Genomic DNA, 19,914 nt, shown 5'->3' on the forward strand with positions numbered 1-19,914 from the left:
GAAAACAGAAATGGCCGGCCGCACCTACTATGCCCCAACCGGTGGTCTGCCGCCGCAGACCGACCTGATCACTGACCGCGCCGTCTTCACCGAAGCCTATGCGGTGATCCCACGGCGCGAGTTCAGCGACATCGTCGCCAGCTACCTGCCGTTCTGGGACAAGACCCGGTGCTGGGTCATCGCACGCCCGCTATCGGGCTTTGCCGAGACCTTCTCGCAATATGTCATGGAAGTTCAACCGGGCGGCGGCAGCGACCAGCCGGAGCCCGATGCGGACGCCGAGGGCGTGCTGTTCGTAGTCGAAGGCGAGATCACCGTGACCGTGGATGGCGCCGCGCACCGCCTGACACCGGGCGGCTACGCCTTCCTGCCGCCGGCCAGCGGCTGGACCCTGCGCAACGACAGCACTGCGGCCGCGCGCTTCCACTGGGTCCGCAAGGCCTATGAATATGTCGAGGGCATCGACGTTCCGGATCCGATATTCGCCAACGAGAACGACATCGCCCCGACACCCATGCCCGACACGGACGGCAAATGGGCAACGACCCGCTTCGTCGATCCGTCCGACCTGCGCCACGACATGCATGTGACCATCGTCACCTTCAAGCCGGGCGGCATCATCCCCTTCCCCGAGACGCATGTGATGGAGCACGGGCTCTACGTGCTGGAAGGCCAAGCCGTCTACCGCCTCAACCAGGACTGGGTGGAGGTGCAGGCCGGCGACTATATGTGGCTGCGCGCCTTCTGCCCGCAGGCCTGCTATTCAGGCGGCCCCGGAGACTTCCGCTACCTGCTCTACAAGGACGTCAATCGTCATGCCAAGCTGGGCGGATTCTAAGCGGATATGACCAGTCGCACCATCATCGCCCAGCCGCTCACCCGCGAAAACTTCGCCGAATTCGGTGAAGTCATCGAGACCGAAGGTGCGCATCATTATCCAATCAATGCCGGCAAGTGCGAACGCTATCACGCGCTCGCCACCGCCGAAGCGGCTGGCCCGAACGGCCGCGTGATCCTCAACCTCTTCAAGGCAACGCCCTATGCCTTCCCGCTGAAGCTGACAATGGTGGAACGCCATCCCTTCGGTAGCCAGGCTTTCGTGCCACTCTCACCGCGCCCGTTCGTGGTGGTGGTCTGCCATGACACGAAAGATGGCCCCGGTACGCCGCACGCCTTCGTCACGCAGCCCGGCCAGGGCGTGAACTATCCGCGCAACCTTTGGCACGGCGTGCTGACCCCAATCGGCGAGCCGCAGGATTTCGTGGTGGTCGACCGCGCCGGCGATGGCAACAATCTCGAGGAATTCTATTTCCCCGAGCCCTATGAGATAGCCCTGCCGGAAGGATTCCAGCCATGAGCACATCCGCACTCATCAATCGCCTTTTCGACGTTATCGAAGACGACATCGCGCCGAAGACAGCCGAGGGCGTGGCCCATGGCAACAAGCTGTTCGGCGCGGCGATCCTGCGCAAATCCGACCTGTCGCTGGTGCTGGCCGAAACCAACAACGAGATGGAAAATCCGCTCTGGCATGGCGAGACCCATTGCCTGAAACGCTTCTACGAGATGCCGAAGGCCGACCGGCCGGATACGAAGGACTGCATCTTCCTCTCCACACACGAGCCTTGCTCGCTGTGCCTGTCAGCTATCACGTGGGCCGGGTTCGACAATTTCTACTATCTGTTCAGTCACGAAGATTCGCGCGACAGCTTTGCGATCCCGCACGACCTGAAGATCCTGAAGGAAGTCTTCACGCTCGATCCCGGCGGCTACAATGCCGAAAACGCCTACTGGAAGAGCTATGGGCTGCGCCGCCTCGTGCGTGAATTGCCGGAAGCAGAGCGCAAAACGCTGGAGACACGCATCGGGAACATCGCGAAGCGCTATGACGACCTGTCCGCATCTTACCAGTCCGGCAAGGCCGAAAACGACATTCCTTTGAACTGACAAGGATTGACCAGTCGATTCCGTTGACTGGCCCCTGAGCGACGCCGGCGTCGGGAATCGCCGGCCTGTCGCGCCTGGGTCATGGATAGCATGCGCCCGCCTGCTGGCACGATGGCAGCCCGGTCGCTGGAGCGCGGAGGCCGAAGGACCTCTGCCGCGAATCGAATCCCACGAAATCGAACTCCGGTAAGCATTGCGGCACCCGCCAGCCTAGTCTCGGCGCCGGTGCGGCCGCTCATCGCAGGCGACGAAACGACGTTTCCGGAACCCGAAGCGGCGATCCCATGGGCGGTGGAAACCCTGCACGAAGGCAGTTCGGAACGCCGCTTCGACCGCGACGAGAAAACCGGCACGGTCACGCTGGCCGTTCTGGACGATTCCGGTGAGGTGCGCGACCTCGATCACGGGCTCGCCAGCGCCAGTATCGGGCACGAAATCCGGACCATCCATCCGGACGATCCATTGTCGGCACGCGGGGAGACGCACTGGTCCGACTTCATGTCGCGAAACGCGCTTTCGCTGCGAGCGGAAATCCGCTCACCCATATATTCTGACGCCAAAAATTTCTACCTGGAAGCCAGAATTGAGGCTTACGAAGGAAATAATCTGGTGTTCGAACGGGGTTTTAAGGAGAAAATTTCTCGCAATCGCGTTTGACGCGAGCGGATCAGTATCCTAAAAGCGACACGTCCTTATTGCGTCTCTGTATGTCGCAATCTGCCTTACGCAAGGAGTGCCGGACCTCCACTATCCCCGACCGGGACGGTGGAGGAGCATCGACCGTCAAGCCAGCCATCAGGAGGAGAATTGATTGTCGGCTGAACTCGAATTTCTGGGCCGCCGCGTCGCCGCCGGCAAGCTCAACCGTCGTGACTTTCTTGGCCGCGCTGCCGCACTCGGCGTGACCGCCACACTCGCCAATTCGCTCTTGAGCGGCACCGTACGCGCCGCCGGCCCCGTCAAGGGTGGCACCCTCAAAGCCGGCCTGCAGGGCGGCGAATCGACCGACGGACTCGATCCCGCGGCCATCAACAACCAGGTGACCGGCGCCTTTGCCCGCTGCTGGGGCGAAAAGCTGATCGACATCGACGAGAACGGAAAGATCGTCCACCGGGTCGCAGAGGAATACGGCTCCTCGGCCGACGCCAAGACCTGGACCTTCAAGATCCGCAAGGGCGTGACCTTCCACAACGGCAAGGAACTGGACGCCAACGACGTGCTGGCGACCATCGAGCGCCACGCCGGCCCCGAGACCAAGTCGGGCGCGCTCGGCGTGCTGCGCGGCATCGACCAGATGAAGGTGGACGGCAATGACTTCGTCATCACGCTGAAGGAGGCCAATGCCGACCTGCCCTTCCTGATGTCGGACTACCACCTCATCATCCAGCCCAATGGCGGCAAGGACAATCCGCAGGCAGGCATCGGCGCCGGTCCCTTTAAGATCGCTTCGCACGAGCCCGGCGTGCGCGAACTCGGCACGCGTCATGAAGATTACTGGGACGCCGGCAATGGCGGCTTCGCCGATCAGGTCGAGATCGTCGTCATCAACGATTCGACGGCGCGCATGGCGGCGCTGCGCGGCGGCCAGGTTCATATGATGAACCGGGTCGAGCCCAAGATCGTCAGCCTGGTCAAACGCATTCCCGGCATCACCATCAAGAACATCGCCGGCGGCGCGCATTATGTGTTCGCCATGCAGTGCAACACCGCGCCCTTCGACAACAACGATCTGCGGCTTGCACTGAAATATGCCGTCGATCGGCAGGAACTGGTGGACAAGATCGTCGGCGGCTATGGCTCTGTCGGCAATGATATTCCGGTCAACAAATCCTATCCGCTGTTCTCCGACGACATCGAGCAGCGTGTTTTCGACCCGGAGAAAGCCGCCTTCCACTACAAGAAATCCGGCCATTCCGGCCCGATCCATTTCATCACCTCCGATGTTGCCTTCCCCGGCGCCGTCGATGCCGCCCAGCTCTTCCAGCAGAGCGCGGCCAAGGCCGGCATCGCCATCGACGTGCAGCGTTCGCCGGGAGACGGTTACTGGGCGGAGGTGTGGAACAAGAAGCCTTTCTCCGCCTCCTACTGGGTGGGCCGCCCGACGCAGGACCAGCAATATTCCACGGCCTATCTGTCCGGCGCGGACTGGAACGAAACCCGCTTCATGCGCGACGATTTCGACAAGATGGTCGCCGCTGCCCGCGCCGAACTCAACGAGGACAAGCGCCGGTCCATGTATCGCGACATCGCGCTTCTGGTGCGCGACGAAGGCGGCGCCATCATCCCCATGTACAACGACTGGGTGGATGCGGTGTCCGACAAGGTCGGTGGCTACGTCCCGTATCCGTCGGGAGAGTTGATGGGCGGCCTGGCGCTCGCCCGCTGCTGGCTTACCGCCTGACGCTTGCGAATGCCGCGGCAAGGTGCCGGAAATCCCGGCGCCATGCCGCGGCATTTGATTTATTTACGCTACGTAATGTCGCAATTCCGCTTGCCGAAGTCGAAGTCTTCCGCGCAATATCTCCTGACAAAAAGATGACAAGACTGACCACAGTCACCTAACCGGAGTGAGGAACCCATAATATGTCGAATGAACTTGAATTTCTTAGCCGCAGTGTTGCCGCCGGCAAGCTCAACCGCCGCGACTTTCTTGGCCGCGCCGCTGCCCTGGGCGTCACCGCGACCTTCGCCAACTCGTTGCTGTCGGACGCCGCACGCGCGGCAGGCCCGGTCAAGGGCGGCCTGCTCAAGGCCGGCCTGCAGGGTGGCGAGTCCTCCAACGTCCTCGACCCGGCGCTCAATCTCAGCCAGGTGAACTTCAGCTTCGGCAAGTGCTGGGGCGAATTGCTGGTGGAGCTGAACCCCGACGGCAGCCTCGATAACCGCATCGCTGAATCCATCGGATCGTCGGCCGATGCCAAGACCTGGACCATGAAGATCCGCAAGGGGATCGAGTTCCACAACGGCAAGACGGTGACGCCGGAAGACGTCGTGGCCACGCTTGAGCGTCACGGCGACGAGGCGTCGAAATCGGCCGCCCTGGGCATCCTTGAAGGCATCGCTTCGATGAAGGCCAGCGGCGACGAGGTCGTCATCACCCTCAAGGACCCGAATGCCGACTTCCCCTATCTGATGGCGGACTACCATCTCGTCATCCAGCCGAACGGCGGCAAGGATGATCCCAATGCCGGCATCAGCGCCGGTCCGTACAAGGTCAGCGTCAACGAGCCGGGCGTTCGCTATGGCGGCGAAAAATTCGCCAACTACTGGCAGGGCGACAAGATCGGCCATGCCGCCCAGGTGGAAATCGTCGTCATCAACGACGCGACAGCGCGCACCTCGGCGCTTCAGGGCGGCCAGGTCCATATGATCAACCGCGTCGAGCCCAAGATCGTCGATCTGGTCAAGCGCGTGCCGGGCGTGACCATCCAGACCGTTTCGGGCCGTGGCTTCTACCCGTTCAACATGTTCTGCGACACGGCGCCCTTCGACAACAACGATCTGCGCATGGCGCTCAAGCTCGCCATGAACCGCGAGGAGATGCTGGAGAAGATCCTGCGCGGCTACGGCACAGTCGGTAACGACATTCCCGTCAACGAGGCCTATCCGCTGTTCTCCGACGATCTCGAGCCGCGCAAGTTCGACCCTGAAAAAGCCGCTGAACTCTACAAGAAGTCCGGTCATTCCGGCTCGATCCTGCTGCGCACTTCCGACGTGGCATTCCCCGGCGCGGTGGATGCGGCACAGCTCTATCAGCAGACCTGCGCCCAGGCCGGTATCAAGATCGAGGTCAAGCGCGAGCCGGGCGACGGCTACTGGTCTGAAGTCTGGAACAAGCAGCCCTTCTCGCTTTCCTACTGGGGCGGCCGCGCAACGCAGGATCAGATGTATTCCACCGCCTATATTTCAAGCGCGGACTGGAACGATACGCGCTTCAAGCGGCCCGACTTCGACAAGATGGTGCTTGCCGCGCGCGGCGAACTCGACCAGGACAAGCGCAAGAAGATGTATCGCGACATCGCCATGGTGATGCGCGACGAGGGTGGGCTGATCGTGCCATTCTTCAACCAGTATATCGATGCCACCGGTCAAGGCGTCGAAGGCTGGATGTCGAACCCCGCACAGGAAATGTGCGGCGGCTACGCATTGGCAATCTGCTGGCTGGCAGGCTGATACAGGCCAGCTTCATGAGCTTACCCATTGTGAAACTGATCGCCCAGCGCATTGCGCTGGGCCTGCTTCTCCTCTTCGCCGTCTCGGTCCTGATCTTCGTGGGAACGCAGATCCTGCCCGGCGACGTGGCGCAGTCCATCCTTGGCCAGTCCGCGACCCCACAGGCGCTGGCGAATCTGCGCGAGCAGCTCGGGCTCAACGACCCCGCCTATGTGCGTTACTTCCGCTGGTTCTGGGGCATGCTGCACGGCGACATGGGCACCGCCCTGTCGAACGGGCAGGACATCGCCGCCTCGCTCGGCGGCCGGCTGAAGAACACGCTGTTTCTGGCCTTCTGGGCTGCCGTGATTTCGGTGCCGCTGGCCATCATTCTCGGCCTCATCGCCGTACGACACCGGAACGGCCTCGTCGACAAGTTCATTTCCGGCTTCACGCTGGCGTCGATTTCGCTTCCGGAGTTCTTCATCGGCTACCTGCTGATCTATTTCGTCGCCGTCGAGCTTCAATGGCTGCCGAGCGTCTCGACCGTGTATGACAGCATGCCCTTCCTCGACCGCATGAAGGCGATTGCGCTGCCCGCCGCCACGCTGACACTGGTGGTGCTGGCGCATATGATGCGCATGACGCGGGCCGCCATCCTCAACGTCATGCAGTCGGCCTATATCGAAACAGCCGAACTCAAGGGACTGACGCCCTCGGAGATCATCCGTCGCCACGCATTCCCCAACGCCATCGCACCCATCGTCAACGTGGTCATGCTGAACCTGGCCTATCTCGTGGTCGGCGTGGTCGTGGTGGAGGTCATCTTCGTCTATCCCGGCATGGGGCAATATCTGGTGGACCATGTTGCCAAGCGCGACGTGCCGGTGGTGCAGGCCTGCGGCCTGATCTTCGCCGCCGTCTATATCGCGCTCAACATCATCGCCGACATCACAGCCATCGTGTCCAATCCGCGCCTCAGGCATCCGAAGTAAGGGGGACGGGTTCATGCTGAAAAACATTCCGCTGAGCGCCTGGCTTGGCCTCATCGTCACCGGCCTGTTCGTCTTTGCGGCTGTCTTCGCGCCCTGGGTGGCGCCCTTCCCCAATGCCGCGATCGTCGGCGATGTGTGGGAGCCGATGTCTTCCGCCCACTTGCTCGGCACCGACAATCTCGGTCGCGACCTGCTCTCGCGCATGATCTACGGTGCGCGCACCACGATCCTGATCGCCGCGCTCGCCACCGCGCTGTCCTTCACCATGGGGTCGGTACTCGGCTTCACCGCGGCGGTTATCGGCGGCTGGATCGACCAGACCATGTCGCGCGGCATTGATCTTCTGATGTCGATCCCGACGCTCATTTTCGCGCTGGTCGTGCTGTCGGTACTGCCCGGCAATATCGTGACGCTGATCGTGGTCATGGGCGTTCTCGACTCCACCCGCGTCTATCGTCTCGCCCGTGCCGTGGCCGTCGACATCAACGTCATGGATTTCGTCGAGGCCGCCAAGCTGCGCGGCGAAGGCCGCATCTGGATCATTTTCCGTGAGATCCTGCCCAATGCGCTGTCGCCGCTGGTGGCGGAGCTTGGCCTGCGCTTCATCTTTGCGGTGCTGTTCCTGTCAGCGCTGTCCTTCCTCGGCCTCGGCGTTCAGCCGCCGGAAGCCGACTGGGGCGGCATGGTCAAGGAAAACAAGGAGGGCATCGTGTTCGGCATTCCGGCAGCCCTCATTCCCGCCGCCGGCATCGCGGTGCTGGCCATCTCGGTCAACCTTGTGGCCGACTGGATTCTCAACCGCACCACCGACCTGAAGGGAGGCCGCGGCAATGGATAAGCTCGCACCCCGGCGCGATGGCGCATCCGGCAAGCTGCTCGACATCCGCAACCTCAAGATCGAAGCCGCCGTCTACCCGCCGGGCGAGACACCGCGCAACATCGTCATCGTCGATGGCGTCTCGCTCGCGCTCGAACGCGGCAAGGTGCTCGGCCTCATCGGCGAATCCGGTGCTGGCAAGTCCACCATCGGCCTCTCCTCCATGGCCTATGGCCGCGGCGGCGTACGCATCACCGGCGGCGAGGTCGTGCTCAACGGTCGCGATATCCTGAAACTCCGCAAGGGCGGACTTCGCGCATTGCGCGGCCGCGAGGTCTGCTATGTCGCGCAGTCGGCCGCCGCCGCGTTCAACCCCGCGCACCGCCTGATGAAGCAGGTGGTGGAAGCCTCGCTCAAGCACGGCGTCGCCAGCCGCGCAGAGGCGGAGAGGCGGGCGGTGAACCTGTTCCGCAAACTCAGCCTGCCGGACCCCGAAAACATCGGCAACCGCTTCCCCCACCAGGTTTCCGGCGGCCAGTTGCAGCGCGTCATGACCGCGATGGCGCTGTGTTCCGAGCCCGACCTGATCGTTTTCGACGAGCCGACGACGGCTCTCGACGTCACCACCCAGATCGACGTTCTGGCCGCGATCAAGGAGGCGATCCGCGATACCGGCGTGGCGGCGCTCTACATCACCCACGACCTCGCCGTGGTGGCGCAGGTTGCCGACGACATCGCCGTGCTGCGGCATGGCAAGCTGGTGGAATGGGGCGATACCCGGCAGATCATCACCCAGCCAAAGCAGGAATACACCAGCGAACTCGTTTCGGTTCACCAGATCGAACATGAGGAGAACGCTCCCCACGAAACGCCGGTGCTGTCGGTGAAGAACGTCACCGCAGCCTATGGCGGTGGCATGATCAAGGTGCTGAAGAACGTCTCGGTCGATATCTGCGCGGGCCAGACACTTGCCGTGGTGGGCGAATCCGGCTCGGGCAAGTCCACGCTGGGACGTGCCATAACCGGTCTTTTGCCACCGCTCGAAGGCAGCATCACCTTCGGTGGGCGCGCCTTGCCCGGTCGATTGTCCGACCGCAGCAAGGAAGACCTGCGCCAACTGCAGATGATCTACCAGATGGCCGACGTGGCGATGAACCCGCGCCAGACCGTGGGCACCATCATCGGCCGGCCGCTGGAGTTCTATTTCGGCCTGCGCGGGCGTGAGCGCGACAAGCGCGTGGCCGAATTGCTCGACAAGATCGAAATGGGAAAAGGTTTCGTCGATCGCTACCCGGCCGAACTTTCCGGCGGCCAGAAGCAACGCGTCTGCATTGCGCGGGCGCTGGCGGCAAAGCCCAGCCTCATCATCTGCGACGAAGTCACCAGCGCCCTCGACCCTCTGGTCGCGCATGGCATTCTGGAGTTGCTGCTGGGGCTGCAGAAGGAGGAACAGGTTGCCTACCTGTTCATCACCCACGACCTCGCCACGGTGAAGTCGATCGCGGATTCGATCGCGGTCATGTATCGCGGCGAGATCGTGCGCTATGGCCCCAAGAGCCAGGTGCTCAAGCCGCCCTTCGACGCCTATACCGATCTGCTCCTGTCTTCCGTTCCGGAAATGGAAGTGGGCTGGCTGGAAAAGGCCATCGCCGGCCGCCGCATGGAAAGCGCGGGGAACTGATCGCGCCGGACCAGAGCATGATCCCGAAAAGTGAAACCGGTTTCGGAAAAGATCATGCTCAAACAAACAGAGAGAGTCTGATGATAATTCGAGAAAACGTCACCAGACTCTAACACCTGCCCATGTGCGGCGCGCAGTTTGTGGCGACTTCATTCTGCGTAAAATCCTCCCCGGAAATCGGCTACGGTTCCCGGGATTTCAGGCGGAGAGCGGCCCATGGCGCTGAAGAACAAACTGTTGCTCATCATTCTCGACGGCGTGCCCTATCGCAACTGGCGCCGCCTGTTCGGCAATCTTGAAGGTTGGGTACATTCGGGCGAAGCGCGCGTGTGGAAGATGCGCTCGGTGCTGCCGTCCACCTCGGCCTGCTGCTACGCCTCGATCCATACCGGCACGCCACCGCAGGTGCACGGTATTCTCTCCAACGAGAACCGGTTCCGCATCGAGCAGCCCGACCTGTTTTCCGAGATTTCCAGGGCCGGCGGCAAGACCGGCGCGGTGACGCATTCCTACTGGTCGGAATTCTTCAACCGTTACCCCTTCGATCTCGTCGACGACATGGAATATGACGAGCCGGGCGGACCGATCAGCCATGGCCGCTTCCACACCATGACCGGCTACAACCACAAGAACCAGATGACGCCGAGCGACGTGGACCTGTTCGCCACGCTTACCATGCTGACGAAGCGTCACGGCATCGACTATGGCATCCTGCATACCTGCACGCTGGACTCCATGGGTCATCGCTACGGCCATGACTGCATCGAGATGGACCACGCCTGCTACGCGATGGACGGCATGCTCGCCGCCTTCCTGCCGAAATGGATCGAGGCCGGCTATGAGGTGATGGTCACAGCCGACCATGGCCAGACCGACCGCGGCCACCATGGCGGACGCGAGGACGATCAGCAGGATTTCGCGCTCTATTATTTCGGCGGGGCTGAGGGTCCGGAAAACGAGGTTCTGCTTGACCAGCTCCAGCTCGCGCCGACAGTGCTTGACCGGCTCGGCGTGGAGGTACCCGGCTCGATGAAAGCCCGGCCCTTCCTGCAATGAGGTGAAGCAGTCGGCCGGCGCGATAGTCGCGAACGGCCGGTCGCTGCGGCCTACAAACGCCCGGCCTCGATGATCTGGCGCAGGAATTCCCTCGTCCGCTCCTCCTTCGGATTGCCGAAGATCTGTTCGGGTGGCCCCGCTTCGAGCAAGCGGCCGCGTTCCAGGAAGACCACGAGATCCGAAACCTCACGCGCAAACTGCATCTCATGCGTGGCAAGGATCATGGTCATGCCGTCGCGGGCCAGATCGCGCACGATGTTCAGCACCTCGGCCACCAGTTCCGGGTCCAGCGCCGACGTGATCTCGTCCAGAAGCAGCGCCTCGGGCCGCATGGCGATGGCACGGACAATGGCGACACGCTGCTGCTGGCCGCCTGAAAGCTGATCGGGATAGTAGCTGGCGCGATGATCCAGGTTCACCCGCTTCAGCAATTCGCGTGCGCGTTGCAGCGCCGCGTCGCGCGGCTCGCCCAGAAGCTTCACCGGACCGACCGCGATGTTTTCCTCGACCGTCATATGCGGGAAAAGGTTGAAGGACTGAAACACCATTCCCACCTTGCGCCGCAGCCGGTTGAGGTTCACGCCGGGACCGGAGACCACGTCATCGTTCACGCGGATCGTGCCGCCGTCGATGGTTTCCAGCGCGTTCAGGCAACGCAGGAGCGTTGACTTGCCCGATCCCGAAGCCCCGATCAATGTCACCACCTGATGGCGGTCGACCTGCAGGTCGACGCCTTTCAGCACCTCATGTGGGCCATAGTTCTTTTGCAGGCCCTCAACTTCGATGAATGCCATGTCAGCCCCTCGTACGCTTGGCGGCCCGCGCCAGCATCCAGTCGACATATCTGGTCTGCGGGATGGTAATCACCACGAACAGGATCGCGACCACGGTGACCGATGACAGGTTGAAGCTGGACGAGGCGTAGAACTTGGCCTGATTGAAGGCGTCGAGCGTGCCGATCACGTTCACCAGCGACGTGTCCTTCTGCAGCGCGATGAAGGTGCTCAGCAGCGGCGGGATCACAATACGGATTGCCTGCGGCAGGATGAAATAGCGCAGCGTCTGCACGTAGCTGAAGCCAAGCGACCGGGCGGCCGACCATTGCGAAGGGTGGATCGAAGCGATGCCCGACCGGTAGATCTCCGCCACATAGGCGCTATAGGTCAGCGACAGGGCCAGAATGGCGAACCAGTCGGGCGACAGCCGCGAAATCACCGGCAGGTTGGTCAGCGGCAGGCCGAAACCGATCAGGTAAAGCACAATCACCGCAGGAACGGCCCGCATCAGGTCGATATAGGCCACCGCCATGAAGCGCAGCGGCGCGCCGGCCCTGCCCGGCGCCATCCGTGCCACTGCCAGAACGAGCCCGAATGCCAGAACGATCACCTGCGAGATGACGGCGAGCTTGATATTCACAAGGAAGGCCCTGGCGACGTCAAAGGCGCTGGCGCGCATGAGGTCCCATTGCAGGAAGGTGCGCTGGATATTGCCATCGTTCATGAGCAGAAGCTGTGTGAACGCGAAAGCGAGAACGACGGCCACCGAGAAGCCCCAGGTGACAAAAGTGTTCTGACGCGACTGCGCGGCAGAGGCGCGAGCGGCAAGCACGTTGCCTCCGGCCGTTTCCTTGCGGGCGCGCAAGGCAAGCAGGAATGCCGAGAGCGCCGAAAGCAGCGCCAGCGCCCCGGCGGCGAGGGCAAGCACGATGACCCACAGGCTGAACGTGTTCAGCTCTGCGGAGGTGATGCCGCTACGCACCGTTCCGCCCAGTGTGCCGATGAAAAACAGCAGCAGAACCGCCGTGGCCAGTGCGGCGACGGCAGGTTCCATACTGCGCGGAGCAGGGCTCAGCGTGGTCATGCGCTTTCCTTCGGTGTCCTGATTACGGCTTCTGCCAGAGCGGGACGCTGTTGGGGTCGGCCCCGAAGAGCGGCGTCAGATAGTTGGCCGACAGGGTCGTCAGCGTGCCGTCCTTGATCATATCGCCCACGACCGCATCGACGGTCACCGTATTGGCCGATCCCTTCGGTGTGATCACGCCATAACCCTGATCGAGGGCGAACTGGCCGATGACGGCGATCGCGCCCTTGGTGCCGGACGTGGCCGACAAAACCAGCGTGGTGTCGGAGACAATCGCGTCCACCTGGCCGGCCATCAGCGCCGTCACCATGTCAGGCTGCGACTGGTAGAGCGCGGGCTGAATTTCGGGTTTGAGGGTGTTCACCACCCAGTCCGAACCCATATTGCCCTGCAGCACCCCGATGCGCTTGCTGCGCAGGGTCTCGGCCGTCACATCGGCACCAGCCTTCACCGCCACTCCGAGATTCGAGCCGAAATAGGGCTGGCTGAAATCGAAGACCTGCTTGCGGGCCTCGGTGATGGTGGTCGAAGCGATGGCGACGTCGTAATCCTTCGCGGTGCCCGAGATATACTGGTCCCAGGCGAGGTTCATCAGCTTCAGATTCTTCAGGCCGGCCCGATGCGCGATCTCGGCCGCCATGCAATATTCGTATCCGTCCTGCACGGCCGTTGGCGAAACGCCGTTGTACCAGCCCGGATTGGGCAGAACGGTCGCCACGGTCAGCGTGTCGGGCTCGACCGTGGTCAGGCTGATCGAGCCTGCCGTGCCGGTCGGCGCGCAATTGCCGTAGTTGGGCGCGACGCCATCGGCCATAGCCGGACTTGCCAGAAGTGCGGCAACGGCGACAGCGCCAAGGATTGTGTGCTTCATTTGGTTTCTCCCTGTGTCTGAAGATGTCGGCAAGGCGTATGGCCTCAGGCGCTTTGACGGACGCGCGCTGCTGCGACGAAATCCGCGATCAGAAGATCGAGATCCTCACGCGGCGCTTCCGGATCCTCCGGGTGCCATTGCACCCCGACCATCCATTGCGGCCCTTCGGCCTCCAGCGCCTCGACGATACCGTCGGCGGAGCGGGCAGTGACCACCAGCCCCTCGCCCACCCGGTCAACGGCCTGATGGTGACCGGAGCGGACCGAAAGCGTGCGGCCGTCATAGATAGCGCCCAATCGCGAGGCCGGCGCGAGCGTGACGGGATGCGTCGTCATGATGGAATTGTCGACGCTGCTGTTGTGCATCGTGCCGGGACCGATCTCCTGAACCAGATCACCGCCATGCAAAATGTTCATAAGCTGCATGCCGCGGCAGATGCCCAGAACGGGCATCCCGCGCGCGCTGGCTTCGCGCATGAGTGCCAGCTCGAAACGGTCCGCTTCGGGGTCGATGCCATACATCGTGTCGGTCTCGGGCTGCTGGCCATAGCAGGTGGGGTCGGCATCCGCCCCGCCAAGAACCAGAAGCGCATCCATGCCCTCGAGCGCCGCACCGGCATCGCGGTCGGGGGCGGAGGCCTCGACGAAACGGAAATCAGCGCCGCCGCTGCGGACCGAGGTCATCGCACTGTCGGCGAGTTGCCGCAGGACGCCCGTCAGATAATCGCTGACATTGGGGGCCGAGAGGGAACCGGCAATAAGCACTTTGACGCTGTTCGACAGGGACGAATTGGCAGGGAAAGATGAATTGGGCATGGTCTTCCAGATGGGTATCTGCTAAAACACATATCATCTATATTCTAGAGGTCAAATGAAATTCCTTTCCTCCCTCAGTACAGCGTCGAAGTCGACCCCCGACCTGGTCGCGCAACGCCTGCATGAGGCAATCGCCACCGGTGAATTGCGGCCAGGCGACAGGCTGCCGCCGGAGAGCGAGCTGGCCCAGCGCTTCGGCATCGCGCTGATGACGGTGCGCGTGGCCTTGTCGGCGCTACGCGACATGGGACTGTTGATCACGATGCGAGGGCGCAATGGCGGCAATTTCGTCGCCGAGGACGTCGGCAAACGCCTGGCTGAGGCGGCCCGGCGCACGCCATTCAACCGGGCAGAGCTGCGCGATCTGACCGACTGGCGCCGAGCCATCTCCGGCGAAGCCTGTTTTCTGGCGGCGGAACGGGCCAGCCCCGAGCAGATGACCCAGATCAGGGAAGCCGGGGCAAATTTCGATAAACTTCTGCACCAGTTCCCGGATTTGCGGTTTGCCGATGCACGGTTTCACACCCTGATCGCAGAAGCGTCGGGGTCAGCTCATCTCGTCCGGGCCGAGACGGAAATCCAGATTGCGCTGACCGATGTTATCCTGTCGATCGCAAAGCCGTTCGGAACCCGGCATCTGACCTCTTACACCCACGATCCGATTTTGCGTGCGCTTGCCGCAAGCAATGGCGCGGGTGCGCGTGAAGCGATGATCCGTCACGCCGAAGACACGTTCAGCTGGGTGACCATACTGCTTTGAAAGACCGAGGCGCGCCAGTCGGCAATCTTGTGAGGACCGGCAATGGCCGCCCCTCATGAAAGCGGTGAGGAACATGCCTCGCCGTCATCATTATCTCAGCAATAGTGCTGTCGTATCACCTGCCTCGGTTGTGCAAGGCGGCTCAACAATCAGGGCTTAATGTAGGTATAGCCCTGCTGCTGCAGACGGCTGAGTTCGGCGACACCGGAAGGCACGATGTCGTCCTCGAATACTTCGAACAGATCGTTCTCATAGTCGATATGCCGGCCCGTCAGCGTGTTGTTGCAAACGAGGAACTGTACATTCTGCGTCTTGAGGCTGGTGACATCCGACTGCAGCGTCTGGTTCTTCATCGCGTCGCGCAGCAGGTTTACGCCATCGCCATGCAGCAGGACCTTAACCGTGATGTGGTCCTTGCCCACCGCATTGATGTGGTTCTGGACATTGGTCAGGGCCGCGCGATAGGCCTTGTCCTCTTCACCACCGCCATAGTTGATGTGGTAGACCACTTTCTGCTCGCCATAGCGCTCCTCCGCGCTGGCTGTGGTGGTGGACGACACAAAGCCTCCCACGAAAAAGGCCGCTACAAGCAGCAGGAGTTTGACAAATCGCATAGGTTCCTCCCTCGGGCGTCAGCAAACAGGCATAAAGCAAAGAGGCGCTGACCCGAACGGGAAAGCGCCTCTTTGAGGATCATCCTCTAGTCAATTCCTCCCGCGGGAGCATCGTCATCGCCGGCATTTTCCGGCGTAACGTCGAGCACGGCCGCATGCATCTTGATCTCGGCCTTGCCGGGAATGCAGTCGGTCATGCAAGGCTCGATATCGCGCGCGTAATGCGGCTCGGAGTCCCGGTCATCGTCGATGAAATTATCCTCGTTGGACAACTTGATCGACGCGAAATTGTCTTTCGAAAGCTCGAAATCCTCGTCGTCGACGACATCGTTGAGATAGAGAATATAGGCCGTCAACGCGTAGACATCGTCATCGCTGAGCGAACGCGCATTGCCGAACGGCATGGCGCGACGGACATAATCGTAGACGGTGGACAGATAAGGCCAGTAGGAGCCGACCGTCTTTTCCGGCCGCTCATCTGTCAGGGTGCCCTGCCCTCCGGCCAGCACCGGCCAGCGGCCGATCGCCTCGCCGAAATCGCCATGGCAGGAGGCGCAGTTCTCGTCATACAGCTCCTGTCCCTGCGCCACGGTTCCGCGCCCCTCGGGCAGACCCAATCCATCGGGACGAACGTCGATGTCCCAGGCAGCGACTTCGGCTTCCGTCGCCTCACGTCCAAGCTTGAAATGCGCACCGGCACCCGGCTCCTGGGCCGGGCTTGCAGCCGACGCCGTCGCGGTTGGCTCGGGAGCCTGGCCAGCAGGCGCAGCCTCCGCCTTCTTCTCCGGCTCTTCCTGTTTCGGCTCGCCATCGGCTTTCTTTTCCGCCTCGGCGGAGAAGGTCGCCAGATAGGCGATGACGTTTTCGACGTCCTTATCCTTCTTCAGACCGGCGAAAGCCATTTTGGTGCCCTTCACCAGGCCCTTGGGATTCGCAAGGAAATCCTTGAGGCTGGCCTCGTCCCACACGAGCCCGCCTTCGCCTGCCTGCGTCATGGCGGCGGAATAGCTGTAGCCATCAACAGTGCCGGCCTCGCGGCCGATCAGTTCGTTGAGATGCGGACCAACCCTGTTGGACGCCCCTTCCCCCACCGCATGGCAGGCCTTGCACCTGCCGAATGCCTTCTCGCCGGCGGCGACATCGGCAGCCGACACGGAAGACGAGGCGAGCAGGAGCGCGGCGATGCCGCCGAGCAGCAACTCAGGAAATCTCGACATTCTCGACGCCTCCGTCCTTGTTTACATGCCAGGTCTGGATACCGTTGTTGTGGTAGATGGAATTCTCGCCGCGCACGGCGCGCAGTTGATCCTTGGTCGGCTGCACGAAACCGCTTTCATCTATCGCGCGCGATTGCAGGAAGATTTCGGAGCCGTCCCAGTCGAATTCGTAATAGAAGCGATGCAGCGCCATCGGCAGGCTGGGCCCGTCGATACGCGCGGCGTGCCAGTTACGGCCGCCATCGATCGACACGTCGACGCGCTTGATGGTACCGCTGCCCGACCACGCAAGCCCCGACACCAACGTGCGGCCCTTGCCATGGACGATCGGCACTTGCGGGCTGGGGCTGGTGATGACCGACTTCACGTCCATCTTCCAGGTGAAGCGACGTGCCTTGCCGTTCGCCAGAAGATCGGTGTATTTCGACGTCTCTTCACGCTGCTGCCAGGGCTGGTCTCCGACTTCCAGCCGGCGCAGCCACTTCACCCACATATTGCCTTCCCAGCCGGGCACAACCAGGCGAATCGGGTACCCCTGCTCCGGACGCAGAGCTTCACCGTTCATGGCAAAGGCGACCATGCAGTCGTCCAGCGCCTTTTCCATCGGAATCGAGCGGGTCATGGCGGATGCATCCGCACCCTCCGCCAGCACCCACGAACCGGCGGCCTTCACACCCGCCTCTTCCAGTATGTGCTTCAGCCGGACGCCGGTATACATCACGCAATGGATCATGCCGTGCGTGTACTGGCAGCCGTTAAGTTGCGAACCGCGCCATTCCATGCCGGTATTCGCCGCACATTCCAGGAAGTAGACGCGATTCTCGCGCGGGAAGCGCTTGAGGTCGGCCATGGTGAAGACCAGCGGCTTGTCCACCAGTCCGTTGATCATCAGCCGGTGATTGGCCGGGTCGATCTCGGCAATGCCGGCATGATGACGCTCGAAGCACAGCCCGTTCGGCGTGATGATGCCTTCCAGCTCATGCAGCGGCGTGAAATTGATCGACGAAATCGTGTCGGAGGTCAGCCATGGCACATTCTTGCGCACCACATGGCTTTCGAACTGGGACGGCTGACCATAAGGCCGCGCATCGACACCGTCACCGGGATAGCGGTTCCAGTCCTGAATCTCGGTGATGACCGGGTCGCCCTCGGCCATGGCCCGGCCGCTGGCCAGGCTGCCCGCCAGGGCCGCGCCACCGAGCAAGCCCGTCTTGAGAAAACCGCGTCTTGTTGCAGCGGTCGCGGCCGCTTTCAGATCATCCATCGGAACCTCCCGAACTTCGATCCATTAATACATATGATTTTTTCTATATATCAGATCGTTGCCGATCTGCCAATCGGCAAAGGCCGATTGGAGAGCGATCGGGCCACCAGTCCTCAGGAGACAACCTTGACGGACCGGTTTTCCTCAAGCCGCACAACGGGATTTTGCGTCAGGTATTCTTCCACGACGTCCCAGATGGCCGGGCCTTCCGTGCCCTCGTTGACCGAGGCCCAACCGGCAACGACATAGTCCCTGGACGCGTCTATCGATTCGCCGGTCTTGAGCAGTGTCATGTCCGAGATTCGGCTGCCCATGGCGCCATCCGGATTGATCGTGTAGCCCATGCCGCCGACGCGCACCATGTCACCACCCTGCTGATAGTAGGGATCCTTGTTGAAGAGATTGTCGGCGACGTCCTCGAGAATATCCTTGATGGTCTGGCCGCTCATGCTGGAGCGGTAGACGGCCGGATAGGTCATGGCGCATGCCGAATGCACGTCTTCGACGGTGATCTTCTGGCCCGGAAGCACAGATGTCCCCCAGCGGAAGCCGGGCGAAAGGGCAATGTCGGCTTCGCGCACTTCCAGAAGCGCTTGGCAGATCATGTCATCAAACGTGCCATTGAAATTGCCGCGGCGGTAAAGGAGGCTCTCCGTCGTGGCCAGTTCGCGCTTCAATTCGGCCTCATAGGGGGCACGCAGGTCGGAAACCAGCTTCGCCATGTCGGCATCGGGCGTGATGACATCCGAGAACACCGGGATCAGCCGATGGCGGAAACCCTTCAGCTCGCCGCCCTGCACGTCGAGGTCCAGACGGGCCACGAACTTTCCGTGCGAGCCGGAGGCGACCAGAAGGGTCTTGTCGACCAGCAGCGGTTCCGGCAGCGCATCGTGCGTGTGACCGCTCAGGATCACGTCGATGCCCTTCACCCGGCTTGCAAGCGCGCGATCGACGTCGAAACCGTTGTGCGAGAGCAGGACCACCAGATCGGCCCCTTCCGCGCGCGCGGCCTCTACGTTCTTCGCGACCTCCTCTTCCCTGATCCCGAAGGACCATTCGGGGAACATCCAGCGCGGATTTGCAATCGGCGTATAGGGGAACGCCTGGCCGATGACGGCGACCTTCACCCCGCCCCTGTCGAACATCTTGTAGGCGTCGAAGGCCGGCTCGTCCCATTCCGTGTCGAAAATATTGCCGCCAAGGAACGAGAACGGCAGCGATTCGACCAGCTCCTTGACGCGGTCCGTTCCATAGGTGAACTCCCAATGGCCGGTCATTGCGTCGGGCTGCAGGACGTTCATCGCGTCAACCATGTCCTGGCCCTTGGTCTGCAGCGAGGTATAGCTGCCCTGCCAGGTATCGCCGCCGTCCAGCAGCAGCATGTTGTCGCCACGCTCCGCGCGAATACGCTTCACGATCGTGGCGATGCGGTCGAAGCCGCCCATCCTGCCATAGGTCTTGGCGAGTGCGTCGAAATCGACGGAGGTCAGCGCATAGGCATGTGCGGAGCCCGGCTCGATATTGTAGAGCTTGAGCAAGTCAGCGCCCGTGACATGCGGCGGCAGGCCGGCGACCGCGCCGATGCCGAGATTGACCGACGGCTCGCGGAAATAGATCGGCACGAGTTGCGCATGGATGTCCGTGACGTGCACCAGCGTGACATTTCCGAAGGACTGGAAATCGAGCAGGTCGCTTTCGGTGAGCGACTGCTGTGCGGCCGCGCGCGCCCAGTTGCCGACCAGGCTGGGGCCGGCAATGGCCGAAAGAGCCGCCGTCGCCATAAGGAATTCACGCCGTGAAATCATTGTTCTGCCTCTCCATATGCAGGCAATGGGATGGTGATCCGGCAAAAGCCGGCCACCCTC

At 62.1% G+C, this 19,914-nt stretch carries 19 protein-coding genes; 11 read left to right on the top strand and 8 right to left on the bottom strand.

Features of this window, described 5'->3' with window-relative positions; translation table 11 throughout:
- Positions 1 to 10 precede the first annotated feature (10 nt).
- The 10 genes from C7441_RS08570 (at position 11) to C7441_RS08615 (ending at position 10,648) form a co-directional block, all read left to right on the top strand.
- Positions 11 to 838, top strand: a complete 828-nt coding sequence (locus C7441_RS08570; protein WP_109612512.1) for a bifunctional allantoicase/(S)-ureidoglycine aminohydrolase — start codon at positions 11 to 13, stop codon at positions 836 to 838.
- A 6-nt stretch (positions 839 to 844) separates the two neighbouring features.
- The gene (locus C7441_RS08575; RefSeq protein ID WP_109612513.1) at positions 845 to 1,357 is read left to right on the top strand and encodes an ureidoglycolate lyase; all 513 of its coding nucleotides are present in this window, start codon (positions 845 to 847) and stop codon (positions 1,355 to 1,357) included.
- Positions 1,354 to 1,947 carry a nucleoside deaminase gene (locus tag C7441_RS08580; protein WP_109612514.1) on the top strand — a complete coding sequence of 198 codons (594 nt, stop codon included), beginning with the start codon at positions 1,354 to 1,356 and terminating at the stop codon, positions 1,945 to 1,947. Before C7441_RS08575 ends, C7441_RS08580 begins: the two co-directional genes overlap by 4 nt.
- A 291-nt stretch (positions 1,948 to 2,238) precedes the next feature.
- Positions 2,239 to 2,604: a hypothetical protein gene (locus C7441_RS08585; RefSeq protein WP_210205616.1), complete on the top strand. Its 366-nt coding sequence runs from the start codon at positions 2,239 to 2,241 to the stop codon at positions 2,602 to 2,604.
- Between the two features lie 154 nt (positions 2,605 to 2,758).
- Positions 2,759 to 4,348, top strand: a complete 1,590-nt coding sequence (locus tag C7441_RS08590; protein WP_109612516.1) for an ABC transporter substrate-binding protein — start codon at positions 2,759 to 2,761, stop codon at positions 4,346 to 4,348.
- A 182-nt stretch (positions 4,349 to 4,530) separates the two neighbouring features.
- On the top strand, positions 4,531 to 6,120 hold the full coding sequence (locus tag C7441_RS08595; protein WP_109612517.1) for an ABC transporter substrate-binding protein: 1,590 nt from the start codon (positions 4,531 to 4,533) through the stop codon (positions 6,118 to 6,120).
- Between the two features lie 14 nt (positions 6,121 to 6,134).
- Positions 6,135 to 7,094, top strand: coding sequence for an ABC transporter permease (locus C7441_RS08600; protein ID WP_109612518.1), 960 nt, complete (start codon positions 6,135 to 6,137; stop codon positions 7,092 to 7,094).
- Between the two features lie 13 nt (positions 7,095 to 7,107).
- A complete protein-coding gene (locus C7441_RS08605) occupies positions 7,108 to 7,932 on the top strand; it encodes an ABC transporter permease (RefSeq protein ID WP_109612519.1) in 825 nt (274 codons plus the stop codon).
- Entirely contained in the window at positions 7,925 to 9,592 is a 1,668-nt protein-coding gene (locus C7441_RS08610; protein ID WP_109612520.1) for an ABC transporter ATP-binding protein, read from the top strand. The genes C7441_RS08605 and C7441_RS08610 overlap by 8 nt, the downstream gene beginning before the upstream one ends.
- 216 nt (positions 9,593 to 9,808) lie before the next feature.
- Positions 9,809 to 10,648 (top strand): alkaline phosphatase family protein, encoded by an 840-nt coding sequence (locus C7441_RS08615; protein WP_109612521.1) that lies wholly within the window; start codon positions 9,809 to 9,811, stop codon positions 10,646 to 10,648.
- Between the two features lie 50 nt (positions 10,649 to 10,698).
- Here C7441_RS08615 and C7441_RS08620 read toward each other — a convergent pair whose 3' ends face one another.
- From C7441_RS08620 to C7441_RS08635, 4 genes are read right to left on the bottom strand one after another with little or no spacing between them, the layout of a single operon-like run.
- The gene (locus tag C7441_RS08620; RefSeq protein ID WP_109612522.1) at positions 10,699 to 11,442 is read right to left on the bottom strand and encodes an amino acid ABC transporter ATP-binding protein; all 744 of its coding nucleotides are present in this window, start codon (positions 11,440 to 11,442) and stop codon (positions 10,699 to 10,701) included.
- A gap of 1 nt (position 11,443) precedes the next feature.
- On the bottom strand, positions 11,444 to 12,508 hold the full coding sequence (locus C7441_RS08625; protein WP_244916087.1) for an amino acid ABC transporter permease: 1,065 nt from the start codon (positions 12,506 to 12,508) through the stop codon (positions 11,444 to 11,446).
- Positions 12,509 to 12,530: 22 nt separating this feature from the next.
- Complete coding sequence (locus C7441_RS08630; RefSeq protein ID WP_109612524.1) at positions 12,531 to 13,379, bottom strand: ABC transporter substrate-binding protein; 849 nt, start codon at positions 13,377 to 13,379, stop codon at positions 12,531 to 12,533.
- A gap of 44 nt (positions 13,380 to 13,423) precedes the next feature.
- On the bottom strand, positions 13,424 to 14,194 hold the full coding sequence (locus C7441_RS08635; protein WP_109612525.1) for a gamma-glutamyl-gamma-aminobutyrate hydrolase family protein: 771 nt from the start codon (positions 14,192 to 14,194) through the stop codon (positions 13,424 to 13,426).
- 55 nt (positions 14,195 to 14,249) lie between these two features.
- Here C7441_RS08635 and C7441_RS08640 point away from each other — a divergent pair, with 55 nt between their 5' ends.
- The gene (locus C7441_RS08640) at positions 14,250 to 14,954 is read left to right on the top strand and encodes a FadR/GntR family transcriptional regulator (protein ID WP_109612526.1); all 705 of its coding nucleotides are present in this window, start codon (positions 14,250 to 14,252) and stop codon (positions 14,952 to 14,954) included.
- Positions 14,955 to 15,103: 149 nt separating this feature from the next.
- Here the strand turns inward: C7441_RS08640 and C7441_RS08645 are convergent, their stop codons facing one another.
- The 4 genes from C7441_RS08645 to soxB form a co-directional block, all read right to left on the bottom strand.
- Positions 15,104 to 15,568 (bottom strand): DsrE family protein, encoded by a 465-nt coding sequence (locus tag C7441_RS08645; RefSeq protein WP_019171648.1) that lies wholly within the window; start codon positions 15,566 to 15,568, stop codon positions 15,104 to 15,106.
- 86 nt (positions 15,569 to 15,654) lie between these two features.
- Positions 15,655 to 16,785 (bottom strand): c-type cytochrome, encoded by a 1,131-nt coding sequence (locus C7441_RS08650; RefSeq protein ID WP_170125054.1) that lies wholly within the window; start codon positions 16,783 to 16,785, stop codon positions 15,655 to 15,657.
- Positions 16,769 to 18,049, bottom strand: a complete 1,281-nt coding sequence (soxC, locus tag C7441_RS08655) for a sulfite dehydrogenase (protein WP_019171650.1) — start codon at positions 18,047 to 18,049, stop codon at positions 16,769 to 16,771. The genes C7441_RS08650 and soxC overlap by 17 nt, the downstream gene beginning before the upstream one ends.
- Positions 18,050 to 18,162: 113 nt before the next feature.
- Positions 18,163 to 19,854: a thiosulfohydrolase SoxB gene (gene soxB / locus C7441_RS08660; protein WP_109612528.1), complete on the bottom strand. Its 1,692-nt coding sequence runs from the start codon at positions 19,852 to 19,854 to the stop codon at positions 18,163 to 18,165.
- Positions 19,855 to 19,914 lie beyond the last annotated feature (60 nt).

The organism is Pseudaminobacter salicylatoxidans, assembly GCF_003148475.1.
Taxonomy (GTDB): domain Bacteria; phylum Pseudomonadota; class Alphaproteobacteria; order Rhizobiales; family Rhizobiaceae; genus Pseudaminobacter; species Pseudaminobacter salicylatoxidans.

Bases quoted from the DNA above. Each gene is read 5' to 3' on its own strand.
- C7441_RS08620 (WP_109612522.1), bottom strand. From the start codon at position 11,442: ATGGCATTCATCGAAGTTGAGGGCCTGCAAAAGAACTATGGCCCACAT.
- C7441_RS08570 (WP_109612512.1), top strand. From the start codon at position 11: ATGGCCGGCCGCACCTACTATGCCCCAACCGGTGGTCTGCCGCCGCAG.
- C7441_RS08600 (WP_109612518.1), top strand. From the start codon at position 6,135: ATGAGCTTACCCATTGTGAAACTGATCGCCCAGCGCATTGCGCTGGGC.
- soxC (WP_019171650.1), bottom strand. From the start codon at position 18,049: ATGGATGATCTGAAAGCGGCCGCGACCGCTGCAACAAGACGCGGTTTT.
- C7441_RS08650 (WP_170125054.1), bottom strand. From the start codon at position 16,785: ATGTCGAGATTTCCTGAGTTGCTGCTCGGCGGCATCGCCGCGCTCCTG.
- soxB (WP_109612528.1), bottom strand. From the start codon at position 19,854: ATGATTTCACGGCGTGAATTCCTTATGGCGACGGCGGCTCTTTCGGCC.
- C7441_RS08610 (WP_109612520.1), top strand. From the start codon at position 7,925: ATGGATAAGCTCGCACCCCGGCGCGATGGCGCATCCGGCAAGCTGCTC.
- C7441_RS08605 (WP_109612519.1), top strand. From the start codon at position 7,108: ATGCTGAAAAACATTCCGCTGAGCGCCTGGCTTGGCCTCATCGTCACC.
- C7441_RS08630 (WP_109612524.1), bottom strand. From the start codon at position 13,379: ATGAAGCACACAATCCTTGGCGCTGTCGCCGTTGCCGCACTTCTGGCA.
- C7441_RS08645 (WP_019171648.1), bottom strand. From the start codon at position 15,568: ATGCGATTTGTCAAACTCCTGCTGCTTGTAGCGGCCTTTTTCGTGGGA.
- C7441_RS08615 (WP_109612521.1), top strand. From the start codon at position 9,809: ATGGCGCTGAAGAACAAACTGTTGCTCATCATTCTCGACGGCGTGCCC.
- C7441_RS08640 (WP_109612526.1), top strand. From the start codon at position 14,250: ATGAAATTCCTTTCCTCCCTCAGTACAGCGTCGAAGTCGACCCCCGAC.
- C7441_RS08580 (WP_109612514.1), top strand. From the start codon at position 1,354: ATGAGCACATCCGCACTCATCAATCGCCTTTTCGACGTTATCGAAGAC.
- C7441_RS08595 (WP_109612517.1), top strand. From the start codon at position 4,531: ATGTCGAATGAACTTGAATTTCTTAGCCGCAGTGTTGCCGCCGGCAAG.
- C7441_RS08625 (WP_244916087.1), bottom strand. From the start codon at position 12,508: ATGACCACGCTGAGCCCTGCTCCGCGCAGTATGGAACCTGCCGTCGCC.
- C7441_RS08575 (WP_109612513.1), top strand. From the start codon at position 845: ATGACCAGTCGCACCATCATCGCCCAGCCGCTCACCCGCGAAAACTTC.
- C7441_RS08635 (WP_109612525.1), bottom strand. From the start codon at position 14,194: ATGCCCAATTCATCTTTCCCTGCCAATTCGTCCCTGTCGAACAGCGTC.